The organism is Agrobacterium sp. GW821-FHT14E08 (assembly GCF_058803865.1).
On the sequence record NZ_JBXAPJ010000002.1, the window covers coordinates 813,276 to 832,624 of the forward strand.

Genomic DNA, 19,349 nt, shown 5'->3' on the forward strand with positions numbered 1-19,349 from the left:
ACCTTCATGCTATCGAAGCATAAATTGTAGGGCGCTTTTTGCTTAAAGCGCCTCTCCGCTACCTCGTATGATTTTCTAGTCCCTAAGCAATGGACCAAAAGAAAAAGCGGGGTTTCCCCCGCCTTTTGTCATATCCGTTATATGCCGCCAGTACATCCGTGGCGGAGATAACGGTGGAGCCAGAAGACCTCATGTCTGCCATTCAGGTACGCATTCACACACCTTTTGCTCTGACCGGAGTGATAGCTTAACCATATTACAGGCAAATGACGCGTCGCCTTCTCTCGTGGAGAACGGCATATTTCCCCCATGGGCTTTTCTTGAAGCCAGAAATGTTTAAGACCATTTGGAAATACCCACCGCCAACCGGATAGGCCTATGACGAAATTCGACGTACTGACTGTCGGCAATGCCATTGTCGACATCATTTCCCGCTGCGATGATCAGTTTCTGAATGACAATGCCATTACCAAGGGCGCGATGAACCTCATCGATGCTGAACGGGCCGAGTTGCTGTATTCGCTGATGGGACCAGCGCTTGAAGCCTCCGGCGGAAGTGCGGGCAACACGGCAGCGGGCGTGGCGAATTTCGGCGGCAAGGCCGCTTATTTCGGCAAGGTGGCCGAAGACCAGCTCGGAGAAATCTTCCAGCACGACATCCGCGCGCAGGGCGTTTATTTCGAAACGAAACCGGAAGGCACGTTTCCGCCGACCGCCCGTTCGATGATCTTCGTGACCGAAGACGGCGAGCGTTCGATGAACACCTATCTCGGTGCCTGCGTCGATCTCGGCCCTGAAGACGTGGAAGAAGACGTCGTAGCGGATACGAAGGTCACCTATTTCGAAGGTTATCTCTGGGATCCGCCGCGCGCCAAGGACGCTATTCGCGAATGCGCCCGCATTGCACATGAGAACGGTCGCGAAGTCTCGATGACACTGTCAGATAGTTTCTGCGTCGGCCGCTACCGTGAAGAATTTCTCGACCTGATGCGCTCCGGCACGGTGGACATTGTTTTCGCCAACAAGCAGGAAGCGCTTTCGCTCTACGAAACCGAGGATTTCGAGCTGGCGCTGACGAAAATCGCAGCCGATTGCAAGATCGCGGCCGTGACGATGAGCGAAGAAGGCGCCGTTATCCTGCGCGGTACGGAACGCGTGAAAGTGGATGCCTATCCGGTGCATGACGTCGTCGATACGACGGGTGCGGGCGATCTTTTCGCCGCCGGCTTCCTGTTCGGCTACACGCAGGACCGGTCTCTGGAAGATTGCGGCAAGCTGGGCTGCCTGGCAGCCGCCGCCGTTATTCAACAGGTCGGGCCACGCCCCATGTCATCCCTGAAGGTTCTGGGCGCAAAACACGGCCTTATTTAAAGGCCTCGCCCGGGTAAGCGCCCCAGATTTCACCCTGCGACACCCAGCCCGAGGCCTGACCGGCCTCGGCGCGGCACCAGTCACCATTACATTCGCCAATCCTGAAGACGACGCCCGGCTCCAGCCGCGCGATGACGGCAGCGCCTGACTGCGCGTCACGGCGCATGTTCACATAGACATCCTTGCCCTTGCCGCGCATCCAGGGGGCGGCAACGGCCGTGCGCTCACCGGAGAGAAGCGCCTGGTTGACCCAGCCTTCCGTGCCATCGGCATCGCGGATACGCCGCCAGTTTTCATATTCCTGGATGATTTCGACCGGCATGCCCGATTTCATATACATCCAGGATACGGCATAGTCCGTGCTGGGGCCGATACGCATGTTGACACGCTTGGATTTCAGGCTGACAAAACGCGGCAGGGGAAGGCCGCTTGCGCCCTTGGCAGCCCCCTGCGCCATGGCTTCGGTCGCCGCGCCAAGGAGGCCCAAAGACAATGCAATGCAAACGATAGAAACCACACTGCGCATGCCCATTTCCGTTTCCCGCCTTCTGCAAACCGGATGATATTCGAGGAGGCTCGTTTCCACATGCCTCAAGCTTCAGCGAGATTTGTTTGTCTTCGCCGGTGGGTCTGGTAGAAACGCCCTGATTGAAAGAAATTATCGCTCTTTCTGGTTAATGACTTCTGAACAAGGCAGCGGCAAACGATGACCCACAAGAAGAGACCGACAGTCTATATCACCCGCAAATTGCCTGACGTCGTCGAAACCAGAATGCGCGAACTCTTCGATGCCGAACTGAACATCGATGATACGCAGCGAAGCGAAGACGAGCTTGTGGCTGCCATGCAGCGGGTCGACGTTCTGGTGCCCACCGTCACCGACCGCATCACAGCCGCCATGATCGAGAAGGCCGGACCGCAGCTGAAGCTGATTGCGAGCTTTTCCAACGGCATCGACCATGTGGATGTGGACGCTGCCGCCCGGAAGGGCATTACAGTCACCAACACCCCCAACGTGCTGACCGAAGATACCGCCGACATTACCATGGCGCTGGCGCTGGCCGTGCCGCGCCGCATGATCGAAGGCACACGCGTGCTCGCCAATGGTGCGGACGAATGGTTGGGCTGGTCGCCGACCTGGATGCTCGGGCGGCGCATTTCCGGCAAGCGCATCGGCATTGTCGGCATGGGCCGCATCGGAACGGCGGTGGCGCGGCGCGCCAAGGCCTTCGGGCTTTCCATTCATTATCACAACCGCAAACGCGTCAATCCGGCCACCGAGACGGAGCTTGAGGCGACCTATTGGGACAGCCTCGACCAGATGCTGGCGCGGGTGGATATCGTCTCCGTCAATTGCCCCTCGACGCCCGCGACCTATCACCTGATCTCGGCGCGGCGGCTGGCGCTGATGCAGCCGACCAGCTACATCGTCAACACGGCGCGCGGTGATATCATCGATGAAGCGGCGATGATCCAGTGCCTGCGTGAAGGCAAGATCGCCGGCGCCGGTCTCGATGTCTACGAGAACGAGCCTGCGGTGAACCCCAAACTCATCAAACTCGCCAAGGAAGGCAAGGTCGTGCTGCTTCCCCACATGGGCTCGGCAACGATCGAGGGCCGGATCGAGATGGGGGACAAGGTCATCATCAACATCCGCACGCTGTTCGACGGTCACCGCCCGCCGAACCGGGTGCTGCCGGGGCGGAACTGAACCGGCTCAGACAAGGCCTGTCTGATCGTCACATGGAGGGAGCACTCAATGGGAATCCAGGCGAAGTTTCTGCTGCTCATATCCGTCCTGCTCGTTATGGTCAGCGGCCCGGCCCGTGCTGCCCCGCCCTCACCCGAGGAGACCGCGGAACTCTATTATCGCGCCTGGCTGAATTTTGATCGCGCCAGCATGGTTCGCCTTAGCAAGGAATGGGGATCGTCGGGTAGCGGGCAGCGCTACACCGACATGGATCTGGTTGCCAACCCAGTCGCATGGCAGCGCAAATACAAGGGCATGCACGCTCCCAAGGGAACCACGAACGAGCAGTCCGACCAGTTCGCACGGCTCTGGGTCGCCAGCACGGAACGAGTGCGCTGCCAGGCAGAGCCTGCGCGTATCGGCTCCCAATCGCCCACCGGTCTGTCTGTGGCGCGGGTAAAGATGAATTGTTCCCTGCCGGATGTCGGGCCTGTATTCCAGCGGCTGAAGGCAGCCGCAAATGCAGACGATATTGGCGATAAAACCCGCATGCCTTCCGCAAAACTCATGAAGCAGATGGTCGAGGCCACGAAGTCGGCTCCGCTCACCCACAAGGTTACGACGGAAATTCAGCTCGTCAGAGGTCCGGATAAAGGCGTCTGGCAGGTCGGATCGACCGAAGTTCAACCACAGACGGGACTTGACCGCGTCTCTTCTGTCTTTCTTTCCCAAATGCTTAAGTCCGGGCTTTTGCAATAGACGTGTCATGCGTCCATGGACTGTCTTTTTCGACCGTCCCCGACCGGATTGCAGGGCGGAATTCGGCGACCTCAGCCGAGAAATTTGGTCATTTCGATCGAAGTCGTGCGGTCATAACCGGCATGGGCATTTTCGGCGGTCTTCACGAAACCCCAGACGGCGAATTTGGCATGATTGGCGATAAGCTCGATACGAGTTTCCAGCCGCAGCGCCGGTAACGCCAATTCGCGCGCCAGCGCTTCGGCCTGTTCCAGAAGCATCCTGCCGATGCCCTTTCCCTGGACTTTCGGGGAAACACAGAGTTTGCCGACATAAAGACAGGCCGGCGGCTCCGGCCGGCAAAACAGGCAGCCCACAATCTCATCGCCATCAAGCGCAACGAAAGCGATCTCCACCCTCGCCTTCTCCGCCAGATTTTCAAGCGTCAGGCGATTGGCTGAGGATGGCGGGTCGATGACGCCATCCATATAGGCGAAGGAGGACATGATGAGCGTCAGCAATTCCTGCCAGCGATTGAATTCTTCCCCGATCTTGGCGATCTCGATCATGGTTTCTTTCCAGTTGACCGCCGCCTGTAACGGACGGTTTCGAAACGGGCTGAGAGGGCGTCGTAGAGGAGCAGACGGCCGATCAACGGCTCACCGGCACCGGTGATTACCTTGATCGCCTCCATGGCCATGATTGTGCCGATCACCCCGGTCAGCGCCCCGACAATGCCCGTTTCGGCGCAATTCGGAATAAGACCCTGCGGCGGCGGCTCAGGAAACAGATCGCGGTAACCCGGCAAAAGACTGCCATCGGCATTTGCCTCATAGGGTTTCAACACCGTTACAGAACCATCGAAGCGACCGACCGCGCCCGTCACCAGCGGCCTTTTTGCAGCTTCTGCGGCATCGGCTGCGGCATAACGCGTATCGAAATTATCCGAACCGTCGATAAGGAGATCGAAGGATGCCAGATGATCATGCGCCCAGACCTCAGAAAAGCGCTCTTCATAAACAAGAGTACGGACATGCGGGTTGAGCCGGGCAATTGCTTTGCGGGCGCTTTCCGTCTTCAACTCCCCGATCGTGCCGGTATCGTGGATCACCTGCCGCTGGAGATTGGAGAGGGAAACCACATCGTCATCGATCATGCCGAGCGTGCCGACACCGGCGGCGGCGAGATAATGAAGGACGGGCGCGCCAAGTCCGCCGGCCCCGATCACCAGCACGCGCGCCGCCTTCAGCCGCTGCTGGCCGGCACCGCCGATTTCCGGCAGAAGAATGTGGCGCTTGTAGCGTTCGATTTCTTCAGGGCTCAGCGGGTCCATGTCGCACTCCATACTGCCTCTGCCGTCATGCCATGATGCTCCCGTGAGAAACATTGAAGAATTGCGCCCGCTCGCCAAGGGCTGAGAACATGGCCGCATCCGTTCCCGTCATGAAACTCTGGCCGCCGAGCGCGTGAATGAGATCAAACAGGGCGGCGCGCCTTCCTTCGTCCAGATGGGCGGCGATTTCGTCCAGCAGCAGAACCGGCGCGTGGCCAGTCATATTGGCTGTGAGCTGCGCATGTGCAAGCACCAGACCAACCAACAGCGCCTTCTGCTCCCCCGTCGAGCAGCGTTCGGCTTCCATGTTCTTTTCCGCATGGCGCACGAAGAGATCGACGCGGTGCGGGCCATCGAGCGTGCGGCCCGCTGCGGCGTCACGATAGCGGCCCTCGCGCAACATCAGGCCATACTCGTCTTCGAGATCGACGGCCGGCCGGTTCAGCATGTCGTCCATGAAACCGGAAAGCGAAAGTGCCGCCGAGGGGAAGGCCGCGTCGCCGGCTCTGCCTTCGATGAGGTTCTTTAAAAGGCCAAGCATTTCATAACGCGCAACGGCCATGGAGATGCCGAGTTCCGCCATCTGCTTTTCGATACCGTCCAGCCAGACCGGATCGAAGCGGCCTTCCGAAAGCAGGCGGTTGCGGCCGCGCATGGCCTTTTCGAAATCGCTTGCCCGCCTTCCGTGAGCGGGATCGAGCGACAGCACCAGCCGGTCGAGGAAACGCCGGCGGTCAGATGATGAACCCGTAAAAAGGCCATCCATGGCGGGCGTCAGCCACAATACCCGCAGATGGTCGGTCAATTCATCGACGGATTTCACCGACGTCCCGTTCAGTCTCAGGCGACGCGACACTACCTCGCCATCGCCTTCAATTCCCGTACCGATGGCGACTTCGCCATCCATACCCTCGACATCGGCGAAGATCGAGAAACCGGTGGCTTCGGCCCCTACCCTCGTGACATCAGACAGGGTGGCGCGGCGCAGACCCCTTCCGGGTGAGAGAAAGGAGACGGCCTCCAGCAGATTGGTCTTGCCTGAACCGTTGTCGCCCGTCAGCACCACATGGCGTTCATCGAGCGTGAGCGCAGCCGCCGCATAATTGCGGAAGTCCGTGAGTTTCAGCCGTAAAAGCGACACCTTGTTCGTCATGTGTACGGCCTAAAACGAAGATGGACGGATAGCAAGGTGGGGAACGTCCGTCCGCACCGAAGACAGCCGCTAGAGTGCAATTCATTCTTCAGTAGCAACTTTTTTAGTCGCCGGTTATTTATGAGCCGGTCCTCATCATCGGTAGCCCATTCATGCGCCTGATCTTTTCTCTCTTTCTCACTCTCGGTCTTCTCTCCTCCTGCGCAGGCCGACCGGGGGCGGATGTGCTCGAGGCCGTCAACACCAGGACCCACGACACGAAAATCGTCACCGCCTTTGTGGCGAGCACGCGGGAGAAAAACACGGACTCAAAAAAGGGCTTCGGCACAGCGCGGGCAATGGAGCCAAACTACGCCAGTTTCGATATTTCCATTCCGCCCACCCATAAAAGCGGAAAAATCGAATGGGCCAGCGGCAAGCCCGACCCGAAAAAGGATTTCGTCGTTACCAGGGCCGATATGCTGACGAAGACGCGCTTTAATGCCGATCTTGGCGACATAGCCCGCTCCGGCAAGCAGATCGCACTTTTTGTACACGGCTATAATTACAGCTATCAGGAAGCCCTGTTTCGCGCGGCGCAGATGGCTGCGGATGCCAATATGAACGGCGTACCGCTGGTCTTTTCCTGGCCCTCGCAAGCCTCGGTCGCCGGCTATGTGGCCGACAAGGAGTCCGCGACCTTTTCACGCGATGCGCTCGCTGCAATGTTGATCGATCTTACGCGGCAGACCCCGAAGAAGAGCGTCGTCGTGTTCGGGCACAGCATGGGCGGCTGGCTGGTCATGGAGGCGCTTCGGCAATTGCGCTTCCAGGGCAGAAACGATGTCATCGCCAAGCTGCAGGTGGTGCTGGCTGCGCCCGATATCGATGCTGATGTCTTCCGCAAGCAGATCGAGGTTGTCGGCCGGCTCAACCCGCCGCTTACCGTTCTCGTTTCCAAGGACGACCGTGCGCTTCAAGCCTCTTCCATCCTTGGTGCCGACGTTACACGTATCGGCGCGCTTGACGTCACCGATCCGCAGGTGCAGGAAGCCGCCCTCAAGGAGGGCGTGCAATTCGTCGACATCTCCAATCTGAAGGCGTCGGACCCGCTCAACCACGACCGCTATGCGGCGCTTGCTTCCATGGTGCCGCAACTTGAGGCAAGCAGGCGCGGAGGTGATATCAACAGCGCCGGAGCCTTTGTTTTCGATGCGATCGGCGCCACTGTCGCCAGCCCCTTCCGCCTTGCGAGCCAGGTGGTGAACCCGCAATAGCTTTTGCGGGTCCTGCCGACAAACCGGTTTCAGAAATCCCAGTCTTCGTCTTCGGTCGCAACCGCCTTGCCGATGACATAGGACGAGCCGGAACCGGAAAAGAAGTCGTGGTTCTCGTCGGCATTGGGCGAGAGCGCCGAGAGAATTGCAGGATTGACCCGGCAGGCCTCGGCCGGAAACAGCGCTTCATAACCCAGATTCATCAGGGCCTTGTTGGCGTTGTAATGCAGGAACTGTTTGACGTCCTCCGTCAGGCCGACGCCGTCATAGAGGTCTTCGGTATATTTTGCCTCGTTGTCGTAAAGTTCGAGCAGGAGATCGAAGGCGAAATCCTTGATCTCCTGTCTCTGCGTTTCGCTGAGACGCTCCACCGCCCGCTGGAATTTGTAGCCGATGTAATAACCATGCACGGCCTCATCACGGATGATGAGGCGGATCAGGTCCGCCGTATTGGTGAGCTTGGCGCGGCTTGACCAGAACATCGGCAGGTAAAAGCCGGAATAGAACAGGAAACTTTCCAGAAACACGCTGGCGATTTTTTTCTTCAGCGGATCGCCGCTGTCATATTCCCGCATGATGAGCGCGGATTTACGCTGCAGGAATTCGTTTTCCTCCGACCAGCGATAGGCGTCGTCCACGTCAGGGGTGAGGCACAGCGTCGAGAAGATCGACGAATAGGAGCGGGCGTGCACGGCCTCCATGAAGGAGATGTTGGAGAGAACCGCCTCCTCATGCGGCGTTGCCGAATCCGCCATCAGGCGCACGGCGCCGACACCGTTCTGGATGGTGTCGAGCAATGTCAGGCCGGTGAAGACACGGATTGTCAGTTTCTGTTCTTCCGGCTTCAGCGTTCCCCAGGAGGGGATGTCGTTGGAGAGCGGCACTTTTTCCGGCAGCCAGAAATTCGAGGTCAGGCGGTTCCAGACTTCGAGATCCTTGTCGTCCTCGATACGGTTCCAGTTGACCGCGCGGATGCGGGACGCGGGTTTTACGGCGATGTTCATTGTCTTGTCCCTCAATTCAGAGCGTGCAGGAAACGCAGCCCTGAACCTGCGTGCCTTCCAGCGCCATCTGGCGCAAACGGATGTAATAGATGGTCTTGATGCCCTTCTTCCAGGCGTAGATCTGCGCCCGGTTGATATCACGCGTCGTCGCCGTATCGCGGAAAAACAGCGTCAGCGACAGGCCCTGATCGACATGCTGGGTCGCGGCCGCATAGGTGTCGATGATCTTTTCAGGGCCGATTTCATAGGCATCCTGATAATATTCGAGATTGTCATTAGAGAGATAGGAAGCCGGATAATAAACGCGGCCGATCTTGCCCTCTTTGCGGATTTCGATCTTCGAGACGATCGGATGAATGGAGGAGGTGGAGTGGTTGATATAGGAGATCGAGCCGGTGGGCGGCACAGCCTGAAGGTTCTGGTTATAGAGACCCGATGCCATCACGTCCTGCTTCAACGCTGTCCAGTCTTCCTGCGTTGGAATGGCAATGCCGGCTTTTTCGAACAGCTCACGGACCTTTTCCGTCGCGGGCGACCATTCCCGGTCGGTATATTTGTCGAAATAGTCGCCCGAGGCATATTTGGAGTTCTCAAAGCCCCTGAAGCTCTGACCCCTTTCCACGGCCAGCCGGTTGCTGGCGCGGATGGCGTGGTAGGTGACGGTGTAGAAATAGATATTGGTGAAATCGACGCCTTCTTCGGAACCGTAGAAGATGCGCTCACGCGCCAGATAACCGTGAAGGTTCATCTGGCCAAGCCCGATGGCGTGGCTGGCATCATTGCCCTTTTCCACCGAAGGAACGGAGGAAATGTGGCTCATGTCCGACACGGCCGTCAGCGCCCGGATGGATGTCTCGATGGTCTTGCCGAAATCGGCGGAGTCCATCGCCGAGGCGATGTTAAGTGAGCCGAGATTGCAGGAAATATCCTTACCCATATGGCTATAGGACAGATCGGCGTTGAACTCGCTCGCTTCGCTGACCTGCAGGATTTCCGAGCAGAGATTGCTCATGCTGATACGGCCCGCGACCGGATTGGCGCGGTTCACCGTATCCTCGAACATGATGTAGGGGTAACCGCTCTCGAACTGGATTTCGGCGATCACCTGGAAGAATTCGCGCGCCTTGATCTTCTTCTTGCGGATGCGGCTATCGGCGACCATTTCATGATATTTTTCGCTGACCGAAATCTCGGTCAACGGCACGCCATAGACACGCTCCACATCATAGGGCGAGAACAGGTACATATCCTCATTGTTGCGGGCGAGTTCGAAGGTGATATCGGGGATCACCACGCCGAGCGACAGGGTCTTGATGCGGATTTTCTCGTCGGCATTTTCGCGCTTGGTATCGAGGAAGCGCATGATATCCGGGTGGTGGGCATGCAGATAGACCGCGCCGGCACCCTGGCGCGCGCCGAGCTGGTTGGCATAGGAAAAGCTGTCTTCCAATAGCTTCATGACAGGAATGACGCCGGAAGACTGGTTTTCGATCTGTTTGATCGGCGCTCCGAATTCGCGAATATTGGTCAGGGACAGCGCCACACCACCACCGCGCTTGGAAAGCTGCAGGGCCGAATTGATGGAGCGGCCGATGCTCTCCATATTGTCTTCCACACGCAGCAGAAAACACGAGACCAGTTCACCGCGGCTCTTCTTGCCGGCGTTGAGGAATGTCGGCGTTGCCGGCTGGAAGCGGCCTGAAATGATTTCATCGACCAGATCGCGGGCAAGCTGTTCATCGCCACGCGCAAGGGCCAGCGCCACCATGCAGACGCGATCCTCGTAACGCTCCAGATAACGTTTTCCGTCGAATGTCTTCAGCGTGTAGGAGGTGTAATATTTGAAAGCGCCGAGAAAGGTGGGGAAGCGGAACTTCCGGGCATAGGCCTCGTCATAGAGGTCACGGACGAAATTGAAGGAATACTGGTCCAGTACCTCCTGTTCGTAATATCCCTCCGTCACCAGATAATCGAGCTTTTCCCTGAGGTTATGGAAAAACACCGTGTTCTGGTTGACGTGCTGGAGGAAATATTGCCGGGCGGCCAGCCGATCCTTGTCGAGCTGGATCTTTCCGTTCTCATCGTAAAGGTTCAGCATCGCGTTCAGCGCGTGGTAGTCCAGTCCCGTATCAACCGGTTTCTGGCTTGCAGCTACCGGCTGTTTGGCGTCCTTGCGCATGGCGCTCGAGGTCAGCGTGTCCAAAATCGTTCCAATCCATGTTTGACGTTGGCGACATCTTCCTCCGTGCCGAGAAGCTCGAAGCGATAGAGAAACGGCACCGCGCATTTGCGCGAGACGATATCTCCGGCGGATGCGAAAGCTGCGCCAAAATTCGTGTTTCCCGCCGCGATGACGCCGCGAATGAGATTTCGGTTGGAGGGCTCGTTCAAAAACCGGATGACCGGCTTTGGCACGGCCCCTTTGGTGCCGCCGCCCCCATAGGTGGGGGTGACCAGCACATAGGGCTCGGACACATGGGGAACATCTTCCTCCGCGCCGAGCGGCAGGCGAAACAGACGCCGTCCCAGTTTCAGAAGGAAACGATGGGTGTTTTCAGAGCGGCTGGAATAATAGACGATCAGGCCCATCGCCCGCCGCCTCAGCTGATCGAGCCGATCATATCCGGCCGGAAACCCGCCCAATGGCGCTCACCGGCGACGACCACGGGAACCTGCATGTAACCGAGACCGCGGACGTGATCGAGCGCATCCGTATCTTCGGAGATATCGATGATCTCGTAAGGGACGCCGATGCGGTCGAGGGCGCGATAGGTTGCGGTGCATTGGACGCAGGCGGGCTTGCTGTAAACGGTGACGGTCATAATTTCCTCTCTCGAAACCGGTTTCGGACACGGCTCAACATTGCCGATTGCAATCGCAATCGGGCGGCGATGGATCTGTCATTAGGGTGGGCGCGCGCGGCTTTTAGCCGCGTAAAATCACTCTCTACGCCGACGAGCGCAGCAACTCAAACAAATGCACTGGCATGACTTCACCCCGAAGCTAGTTCTGGAGGGGGCAGAAAAGGGCGCACGCAAATCATTTGCGTCATACACCTTCCTCCGGACACCCCGCCCGTGGACGTTTGCGCTCAAGGCAGGTCTCCTGACTTGCGGGTCACAACATCTATTCCGGCCTTCCCGGAGCTTTTGACCCCAGTGACCCAAATCGGAACGATGCTCACCGCTTACAGTTGCGGGGGCAGTTTCGGCCTTGCTCCGCCATAATGGCGTTACGCACCGAATTCCCGTCTTAGCTCCCAATCCTTGCGAATCGGAAGAACCTCGAACACCACATATAGTATATGAGGAAATTTTCGCGTCAATAAATAGACACACAAAAGCCCCACCCTGTGGATCAAAAAGATTCAACACATGGTCAACAAAGGCTTAACGGCACATGCGTGCCGCCGTCCAAACAGAGAAAAGCGTTAATCTATTCCCAGATATCGATGCGGATATCGGCGGGACGGGCGTTTTCGATCACCCTTTTTCCGTTCGGAAGATCGTTTTCGAAAAGTTTGGCGTGGATCTCAGCCTCGTCGAGACCATAGCCCTGCCACCTTTTCCGCAGCCTCTCCTCCAGCACATCGACGGACGGCCCTACAAAAATGGTGAGGTCGAAGCTTTTGGAAAGAGTTGTCCATGGCGCCTCGTCCAGCAGCAGATAATTGCCTTCAGCGAGGATAAAGCGTGTTTCCGGCGCAATCGCCCGGGCAGACGCTATGGCGATTTCACAGGAGCGGTCGAAAACCGGAACAAGCACCTCCTGCCCGCCTTTGCGGACGGCGGAGACGATATCGAGAAAACCGCGCACGTCGAATGTTTCCGGCGCGCCTTTTCGCGGCAGCAGCCCCCGCTCTTCAAGGATGCCATTGTCCATATGGAAGCCATCCATGGGCAGGACGGCGGCCGTTTCGCCCCGTGCGAGCAAAGTATCACAAAGGGCATCCGCCAGCGTGGATTTGCCGGCCCCAGGGGGACCGGCAATGGCGACAATAAAACGGGATTTACCTTCTGCCCGCCGAAGAACGTCTTCGGCGATCGTTTCAAGCTTCAGCGTCATGCGGCAAGCGTTTCCTTCGGCGCTTCCTTGGCGCCCGTCATGAAGGCGACAGCATCCGACATGGAATAGTCCTTCGGATTGATGACGCACAGGCGCTTGCCGAGCCGGTGGATATGGATGCGATCCGCGACCTCGAAGACATGCGGCATGTTATGCGAGATGAGGACGATCGGCAGGCCGCGCGAGCGCACATCCAGAATAAGCTCCAGAACACGCCGGCTTTCCTTGACGCCAAGCGCCGCCGTTGGCTCGTCAAGAATGACGACCTTGGAGCCGAAGGCCGCTGCACGCGCCACGGCCACACCCTGACGCTGGCCGCCGGAGAGGGTTTCCACTGCCTGATTGATGTTCTGGATCGTCATCAGGCCGAGTTCCGACAGTTTCTCGCGGGCGAATTTTTCCATGGCCGGGCGGTCCAGCGCCCGGAACAGGCTGCCCTGAATGCCGGGTTTACGGATTTCCCGGCCGAGAAACATATTGTCGGCTATGGAGAGCGCCGGTGACAGGGCGAGGTTCTGATAAACCGTCTCGATGCCAGCCTTGCGCGCCTCGATCGGCGAGCGGAACTGGACCGGCTGGCCTTCCAGCCGGATTTCCCCTTCATCGGGTGTCACCGCACCGGAAATCGCCTTGATGAGAGAGGACTTGCCAGCGCCGTTATCCCCGATCACCGCCAGGATTTCACCCGGATAGAGATCGAAATCAGCATGATCGAGGGCGGTCACACGACCATAGCGCTTGACGAGATTGCGTGCTGTGAGAATGGGTTCTTTTGCCATCAGCCTGCTACCTTTCTGATCCACTGGTCGATTGCGACAGCCATGATGATGAGGACGCCGATCAACAGATAGGTCCATTGCGGGTCTGTTCCGATAAGCCTGAGGCCGAGCGAAAAGACACCGACGATCAGGGCGCCGAAAATCATGCCCATGATGGAGCCGCGTCCACCGAACAGCGACAGGCCGCCGATAACCACTGCGGTAATGGATTCGATATTGGCGAATTGACCGGCGGTCGGCGAAACCGAGCCGATACGGCCGATCAGGGCCCAGCCAGCGAAGGCGCAGATGAGGCCGGACAGTGTGTAAACGGTCGTCAGCATGCGCTTGACGTTGACACCGGCAAGTTCTGCGGCATCCGGATCGTCACCGACAGCATAAAGATGGCGGCCCCATGCGGTGCGGTTCAGCACATACCAGAGCAGGGCGACGAGCAGGACCATGGCGATGACGCCATAGGTGAAGACCGCGCTGCCGACACGGATATTGGCGCCGAAAAATTGCAGGATCGGCGCCTGCTGGGCGATATCCTGGGCGCGAATCGTCTCGTTTGCGGAATAAAGGAAGTTGGTCGCCAATACGATCTGCCACATGCCGAGCGTGACGATGAAGGGCGGCAGGCGCATGCGCGAGACCAGAATACCGTTGATGAAGCCGCAAAATGCGCCGACGGCGAGGCCACAGAGAATGGAGAGTTCCGCCGGCAGACCGTAACGGAAGGTAAACTGTCCCATGATGACGGAGGACAGGACCATGATCGCGCCAACCGACAGATCGATGCCCGCCGTCAGGATGACCAGCGACTGCGCCGCGCCGACAATACCGACGATGGCGACCTGCTGCAGAATAAGGGTCAGCGTGAAGGCCGAGAAAAACTTGCCGCCGAGAAGCAGGCCGAAAACAATCAGCGACAGCACCAGAACGATAAGCGGAACGGCCGCCGGGCTGGAGTGGAGAAAGTGCTGCAGTTTTTCCAGCACGCTCTTGTCGTGCGTATCGAAAGCGGCGACCTGCGTCGAACTTCCCGAAAGCACTTTTTCAAATTCATTATGCGGCTGAGCCCGCACCGGCTGATCGCTCATGGATTTTCCTCCCGATCGCTCTATCGCACCAGCCCTGACACCGGGGTCTATCTCAAAAGAGAATGATGCGTAGATTTCAAAGTGTTGTGAAGCGGCCTATGCCATCCCCGCAGGACGCGTGACGCGCTCGTTTGTTCCTTTGTCCGATCCCCCGGATCGTGCCTCAATCATTCTCGTCCAAGGGCGGGGGCACGAATGCCCCCGCGGGTTTCAACGGTGAGGCATCAGCCCCAGCACTTGTTGAGACCTTCCTTCGTATCGATCGAGTCGAGGCCCTTGACCGGCTTGTCGGTTACCAGCGTCACGCCGGTATCGACGAAGTTCTTGCCTTCGGTCGGCTTCGGCTTTTCACCGGTGTCGGCAAACTTCTTGACGGCTTCCACGCCGAGAGCCGCCATCAGCAGCGGATATTGCTGCGAGGTCGCGCCGATCACGCCTTCCGCCACGTTCTTGACACCTGGGCAACCGCCATCGACGGAAACGATCAGAACATCCTTTTCACGGCCGACCGCCTTCAGCGCCTCATAAGCGCCGGCTGCCGCAGGCTCGTTGATGGTGTGGACGACATTGATGGTCGGGTCCTTCTGCAGCAGATTTTCCATCGCCGCGCGGCCGCCTTCTTCGTTACCATTGGTGACATCATGGCCAACGATGCGCGGATCGTTTTCATCGCCGATCTTGTTGATGTCCTTCACGTCGATGCCAAAGCCCTTCATGAAGCCCTGGTTGCGCAGCACATCCACCGTCGGCTGGGAGGGGGTGAGGTTGAGGAAGGCGATTTTCGCATCCTTGGCCTTGTCGCCAAGGGTGCCGGCAGCCCATTTGCCGATCAGTTCGCCGGCCAGGAGGTTGTCGGTGGCGAAGGTGGAATCGGCGGCATCGACGGGTTCCAGCGGCGTGTCGAGGGCGATGACCAGAAGACCGGCATCACGCGCCTTCTGAACGGCCGGAACGATGCCCTTCGTGTCGGAGGCAGTAATCAGAATACCCTTGGCGCCATCGGCAATGCAGGTCTCGATGGCGGCTACCTGGCTTTCAGAATCGCCGTCGATCTTGCCGGCGTAGGATTTCAGCGTCACGCCAAGTTCTTTAGCCTTGGCGGTCGCGCCTTCTTTCATCTTGACGAAAAAGGGATTGGTATCGGTCTTGGTGATGAGGCACACCGATGTATCGGCCGCAGACGCAACGGAAGCGAAAGAAACGCCAAGCGCGAGCGCGCCCAGAAGAGCGGAAACAGTGGTCTTCATTTAATCCTCCCAATGGATATTTAAGCACCGTGACGGTTACTCGACGATCTCGTCTCCTCCGAGAACAGCGACCGTTGGCACAGATGGAACCACCAAAGGAAACGGCTGTCAATAAATAAATCCGATTGAATTATTAATTCCATATGGCATTCTAATAGGCGGCAGGGAGGAATATCGCCGCGTCGTTTAACGTTGCGATAGCAAGATTGCCATAAAGCCTGCTGTATCGGTCGCGACGGATAGGGCGGGCGGGAGGATGGTATTATGAGACAATCTGTCGAGACGGCGCTGCCTGCGCCGCCCACAATCATGGATATGAGTGGCGGCGCCAACCAGATCGGAGTGCGCGCCTATAATGAGCGGCTCGTCCTGTCGCTCGTTCGCCGGCATGGCGGATTGTCGAAAGCGGAAATCTCCAGGCTGTGCGGTCTCTCGGCACAAACCGTCTCCGTCATCATGCGCTCGCTTGAAAAAGACGGGCTTCTCATTCGGGGTGAAAGACTGCGCGGCAAGGTGGGACAGCCATCAACACCGATGCGCCTCAACCCCGACGCGGTCTTTTCTTTCGGCGTGAAGATCGGCCGGCGCAGCGTCGATCTTGTGCTGATGGATTTTGTCGGCCGCATCAGGCTCAAGCTTCGCAGAACCTATCCCTATCCGCTGCCGGAATGGATATTGCCTTTCGTGGTGGAGGGCATCGCCGAACTCGAGGCAAAACTGTCTCCGGCCGAGCGACAAAAAATCGCGGGCGTTGGCATCGCCGCTCCGTTCGAATTGTGGAACTGGGCGCAGGAGGTGGGCGCACCGCAGATCGAAATGGAGCGGTGGCGGGATGTTGATATTCGTTCGGAAATTGCGGGAAGCATCAGCTATCCGGTTTTTCTGCAGAACGATGCGACCAGTGCCTGCGGCGCCGAACTGGTTTTCGGAGCCGGCCAGAACTATGCCGATTTTCTCTATATCTTCATCGGATCCTTCATCGGCGGCGGCGTCGTTTTGAATTCGGCGCTGTTTTCCGGCAAGACAGGCACCGCTGGCGCCATCGGCCCCCTGCCCGTGCAGGGGCAGGATGGCAATACGGTGCAGCTTCTGAAAATCGCCTCCATCTTCGTTCTGGAAAACATGCTGCGTGAGCGGGGCATCGATCCGCGCCCACTGTGGTTTTCGCCGGACGAGTGGGTCGATTTTGGCGAGCCACTGGAAAGCTGGATCAACAAAACCGCTGCGGCGCTCGCGCAAGCCGTTATCGCGGCAGCCTCCATCATCGATTTTTCCAGTGTCATCATCGATGGCGGTTTTCCCGACTGGGTCAGGGCGAGAATAGTCTTCGCCACCCGGCTTGCCCTCAAGCATCATGATCTTCAGGGTGTCACAATGCCGGAGATCATCGAAGGTGCGGTCGGCAGCCAGGCCCGGGCCATAGGGGGAGCAAGCCTGCCCCTGTTTTCCCGTTACCTCATCGATCAGAACGTCCTGTTCAAGGACACGACAGGCTGAGGCTTCCGGCTTCCTCCATATTTGCTTGAGGTTCTTTGCCGGATTCAAGCGATCACTCGCTGGCAGAATGTTCCGTGATCGCCTCCAGAAAGGCGGGACCGTAGCGTTCCAGCTTGGTCTCTCCAACGCCGGGGATTTGTGCCATTTCCTTTGCCGAGGCTGGTTTTACTGCTGCAAGTTCAATGAGCGTCTTATCGTGGAAAATCACATAGGGCGGAACGTTCTGCGCGCGGGCGATCTCCATACGCTTTGCACGCAGTGCTTCAAAGAGACTGCGATCAGCCTCCGGCAAGGCCGTGGCAGCCGGAGTGCGGGGCGTCTGTTGCCGCGTCGAACGGGGAGCCGACGGTATCCTCAACATCAGGGAAGGCTTTTCGCGCAGGAAGCGCCTTCCCTCCTCAGAAATTGACAAGCCGCCATGCCCCGACAGATCAACCTCAATCAGGCGCAGCGCAACCAGCTGGCGCAGGATGGCTCGCCAGGCGCGATTGTCATGCTCTTTGCCAATGCCGTAAGTCGTGATTTGATCGTGTCCGAAACTGGAAATTCGCTCATCCACCATTCCAAGCAATACACGGATGACATAGGCTTGGCCGAAACGCTCGCCGGTGCGATAAATGCAGGAGAGCAACTTCTGTGCGGCGATGGCTCCGTCAAACAGGGCAGGCGGTTGCGCACAGGTGTCGCAATTGCCGCAGGGTTCGCATCGGTCGCCGAAATAGGACAGTAGTACCTGCCGCCGGCAACCGGCGGTTTCCGCCAGGCCGAGCAGCGCATCAAGCTTCTGGCGCTCCATATATTTGCGCTGGTCCGCTGCGTCCGACTCTTCGATAAATCGGTTACGCAAAGCGATATCTTCATAACCATAAAGCATCAACACTTCGGACGGCAGACCATCACGGCCGGCACGCCCGGTTTCCTGATAATAGGCCTCAATGCTGCCGGGCAGATCAATATGAACCACGAAGCGGACATCCGGCTTGTCGATGCCCATACCGAAAGCCACCGTTGCGACGATGATGACCGCCTCACCGTGCTGGAAACTGGTCTGGTTCGCCTCGCGGGCAGATTTGTCCATGCCGGCATGATAGGGCAGCGCGTCACGTCCCTCTTCCCGAAGCCAAGCCGCCGTTTCATCGACCTTGCGTTTGGAGAGGCAATAAACGATACCGCTTTCGCCTTCACGGCCCTCAAGAAAACGCTTCAGCTGTGCGCGGGGATTATCCTTCTCCATAATCGCATAGCGGATGTTCGGGCGATCGAACCCGGCAATGAAAGCGTCCTTTTCATCGATGCCCAGATGGCCAAGAATCTCGGTGCGGGTAGGCTCGTCGGCCGTCGCCGTCAGCGCCATTCGTGGGGTATTCGGGAAACGCTCGATCAGCATGTCGAGCTGGCGATAGGGCGGGCGGAAGTCATGTCCCCATTGCGACAGGCAATGAGCCTCATCGACCGCGATCAGCGACAGATCAATGGATTGGAGCGCGTCGAGAACATCGGGCTTGAGAAGGGTTTCCGGTGCGGCATAAAGAATATCTACCTCACCGGCCCGCATGGCCTGCCAGAGCGCCCGGCGCTCTTCCGGGGAAAGATCGGAATTAAGGGCCTTCGCCCGCACACCGGCCTGGCGCAATGCCGCCACCTGATCAACCATCAGCGCGATCAACGGCGATACGATCAACCCCATCCCCTCACGGGCGAGCGCCGGGATTTGATAACACAGCGACTTTCCGCCGCCTGTCGGCATCAAGACGAAAGCATTATTGCCGGCCATCACATGCCGGATGATCTCCGCCTGCCGTCCACGGAACGTATCGTAGCCATAAATGGTCTTGAGAATCTGCAAGGGATCTGCGGTCACGACGATTTCTTCCGAGTTTGGCGGCGGCTCGCGCATCATGGCCAAATCCGGTTTCATCGCAATGTCGAAAGACGGAATTGACGCAGAAACACGATTGGGATTGGGCCATCACCCTCATCCTTTGTTGGCGGGACGGAGCACGCGGAGCTTAAAACGAAAAACTCCCGGAGCGATTGCTACGGGAGTTATGAATGATTTGGTTGCGGGGGCAGGATTTGAACCTGCGGCCTTCAGGTTATGAGCCTGACGAGCTACCGGGCTGCTCCACCCCGC

General features: G+C 58.2%; 18 protein-coding genes and 1 riboswitch. Of the genes, 5 read left to right on the forward strand and 13 right to left on the reverse strand.

The window, feature by feature from the left end:
* Positions 1–378: 378 nt before the first annotated feature.
* On the forward strand, positions 379–1,371 hold the full coding sequence (locus AC1ROR_RS12675; protein ID WP_035219723.1) for an adenosine kinase: 993 nt from the start codon (positions 379–381) through the stop codon (positions 1,369–1,371).
* Here the strand turns inward: AC1ROR_RS12675 and AC1ROR_RS12680 are convergent.
* The gene (locus AC1ROR_RS12680; protein WP_035219880.1) at positions 1,364–1,897 is read right to left on the reverse strand and encodes an SH3 domain-containing protein; all 534 of its coding nucleotides are present in this window, start codon (positions 1,895–1,897) and stop codon (positions 1,364–1,366) included. The genes AC1ROR_RS12675 and AC1ROR_RS12680 overlap by 8 nt on opposite strands.
* Before the next feature lie 180 nt (positions 1,898–2,077).
* Between AC1ROR_RS12680 and AC1ROR_RS12685 the strand changes: the two genes are divergently transcribed.
* Complete coding sequence (locus AC1ROR_RS12685) at positions 2,078–3,082, forward strand: 2-hydroxyacid dehydrogenase (RefSeq protein ID WP_035219725.1); 1,005 nt, start codon at positions 2,078–2,080, stop codon at positions 3,080–3,082.
* Positions 3,083–3,130: 48 nt separating this feature from the next.
* Positions 3,131–3,820, forward strand: coding sequence for a hypothetical protein (locus tag AC1ROR_RS12690; RefSeq protein ID WP_080832945.1), 690 nt, complete (start codon positions 3,131–3,133; stop codon positions 3,818–3,820).
* 71 nt (positions 3,821–3,891) lie between these two features.
* Here AC1ROR_RS12690 and AC1ROR_RS12695 read toward each other — a convergent pair whose 3' ends face one another.
* Genes AC1ROR_RS12695 through recF form a run of 3 tightly spaced genes read right to left on the reverse strand, consistent with a single transcriptional unit; the run spans position 3,892 to position 6,285 of the window.
* On the reverse strand, positions 3,892–4,368 hold the full coding sequence (locus tag AC1ROR_RS12695) for a GNAT family N-acetyltransferase (protein WP_080832942.1): 477 nt from the start codon (positions 4,366–4,368) through the stop codon (positions 3,892–3,894).
* Positions 4,365–5,132: a molybdopterin-synthase adenylyltransferase MoeB gene (locus AC1ROR_RS12700; protein ID WP_080832940.1), complete on the reverse strand. Its 768-nt coding sequence runs from the start codon at positions 5,130–5,132 to the stop codon at positions 4,365–4,367. The genes AC1ROR_RS12695 and AC1ROR_RS12700 overlap by 4 nt, the downstream gene beginning before the upstream one ends.
* A 25-nt stretch (positions 5,133–5,157) precedes the next feature.
* On the reverse strand, positions 5,158–6,285 hold the full coding sequence (gene recF, locus AC1ROR_RS12705) for a DNA replication/repair protein RecF (RefSeq protein ID WP_498589580.1): 1,128 nt from the start codon (positions 6,283–6,285) through the stop codon (positions 5,158–5,160).
* 152 nt (positions 6,286–6,437) lie between these two features.
* On the opposite strand from recF, the gene AC1ROR_RS12710 reads away from it, so the two are divergent.
* Entirely contained in the window at positions 6,438–7,541 is a 1,104-nt protein-coding gene (locus tag AC1ROR_RS12710) for an alpha/beta hydrolase (protein ID WP_498589581.1), read from the forward strand.
* 29 nt (positions 7,542–7,570) lie between these two features.
* Here AC1ROR_RS12710 and nrdF read toward each other — a convergent pair whose 3' ends face one another.
* The 8 genes from nrdF to AC1ROR_RS12750 all read right to left on the reverse strand — a co-directional run bounded on the left by nrdF (position 7,571) and on the right by AC1ROR_RS12750 (position 15,718).
* Positions 7,571–8,545 (reverse strand): class 1b ribonucleoside-diphosphate reductase subunit beta, encoded by a 975-nt coding sequence (nrdF, locus tag AC1ROR_RS12715; protein WP_142174669.1) that lies wholly within the window; start codon positions 8,543–8,545, stop codon positions 7,571–7,573.
* A gap of 16 nt (positions 8,546–8,561) precedes the next feature.
* Entirely contained in the window at positions 8,562–10,724 is a 2,163-nt protein-coding gene (gene nrdE, locus AC1ROR_RS12720) for a class 1b ribonucleoside-diphosphate reductase subunit alpha (protein WP_498589602.1), read from the reverse strand.
* Positions 10,725–10,735: 11 nt separating this feature from the next.
* Entirely contained in the window at positions 10,736–11,134 is a 399-nt protein-coding gene (gene nrdI, locus AC1ROR_RS12725; protein WP_035219745.1) for a class Ib ribonucleoside-diphosphate reductase assembly flavoprotein NrdI, read from the reverse strand.
* 11 nt (positions 11,135–11,145) lie between these two features.
* Positions 11,146–11,367, reverse strand: coding sequence for a glutaredoxin-like protein NrdH (gene nrdH / locus AC1ROR_RS12730; protein ID WP_010970634.1), 222 nt, complete (start codon positions 11,365–11,367; stop codon positions 11,146–11,148).
* Positions 11,368–11,623: 256 nt separating this feature from the next.
* Positions 11,624–11,847: riboswitch (cobalamin riboswitch) on the reverse strand.
* Positions 11,848–11,980: 133 nt separating this feature from the next.
* The gene (locus AC1ROR_RS12735; RefSeq protein WP_498589582.1) at positions 11,981–12,610 is read right to left on the reverse strand and encodes a nucleoside triphosphate hydrolase; all 630 of its coding nucleotides are present in this window, start codon (positions 12,608–12,610) and stop codon (positions 11,981–11,983) included.
* Positions 12,607–13,389 carry an ATP-binding cassette domain-containing protein gene (locus AC1ROR_RS12740; protein WP_003524281.1) on the reverse strand — a complete coding sequence of 261 codons (783 nt, stop codon included), beginning with the start codon at positions 13,387–13,389 and terminating at the stop codon, positions 12,607–12,609. Before AC1ROR_RS12740 ends, AC1ROR_RS12735 begins: the two co-directional genes overlap by 4 nt.
* Positions 13,389–14,471: an ABC transporter permease gene (locus tag AC1ROR_RS12745; protein ID WP_003524280.1), complete on the reverse strand. Its 1,083-nt coding sequence runs from the start codon at positions 14,469–14,471 to the stop codon at positions 13,389–13,391. The genes AC1ROR_RS12740 and AC1ROR_RS12745 overlap by 1 nt, the downstream gene beginning before the upstream one ends.
* Positions 14,472–14,695: 224 nt before the next feature.
* Positions 14,696–15,718 carry a sugar ABC transporter substrate-binding protein gene (locus AC1ROR_RS12750; RefSeq protein WP_082183342.1) on the reverse strand — a complete coding sequence of 341 codons (1,023 nt, stop codon included), beginning with the start codon at positions 15,716–15,718 and terminating at the stop codon, positions 14,696–14,698.
* 264 nt (positions 15,719–15,982) lie between these two features.
* Between AC1ROR_RS12750 and AC1ROR_RS12755 the strand changes: the two genes are divergently transcribed.
* On the forward strand, positions 15,983–17,215 hold the full coding sequence (locus tag AC1ROR_RS12755) for an ROK family transcriptional regulator (protein WP_498589583.1): 1,233 nt from the start codon (positions 15,983–15,985) through the stop codon (positions 17,213–17,215).
* A gap of 52 nt (positions 17,216–17,267) precedes the next feature.
* Here the strand turns inward: AC1ROR_RS12755 and recQ are convergent, their stop codons facing one another.
* A complete protein-coding gene (gene recQ / locus AC1ROR_RS12760) occupies positions 17,268–19,076 on the reverse strand; it encodes a DNA helicase RecQ (protein WP_498589603.1) in 1,809 nt (602 codons plus the stop codon).
* Positions 19,077–19,349 lie beyond the last annotated feature (273 nt).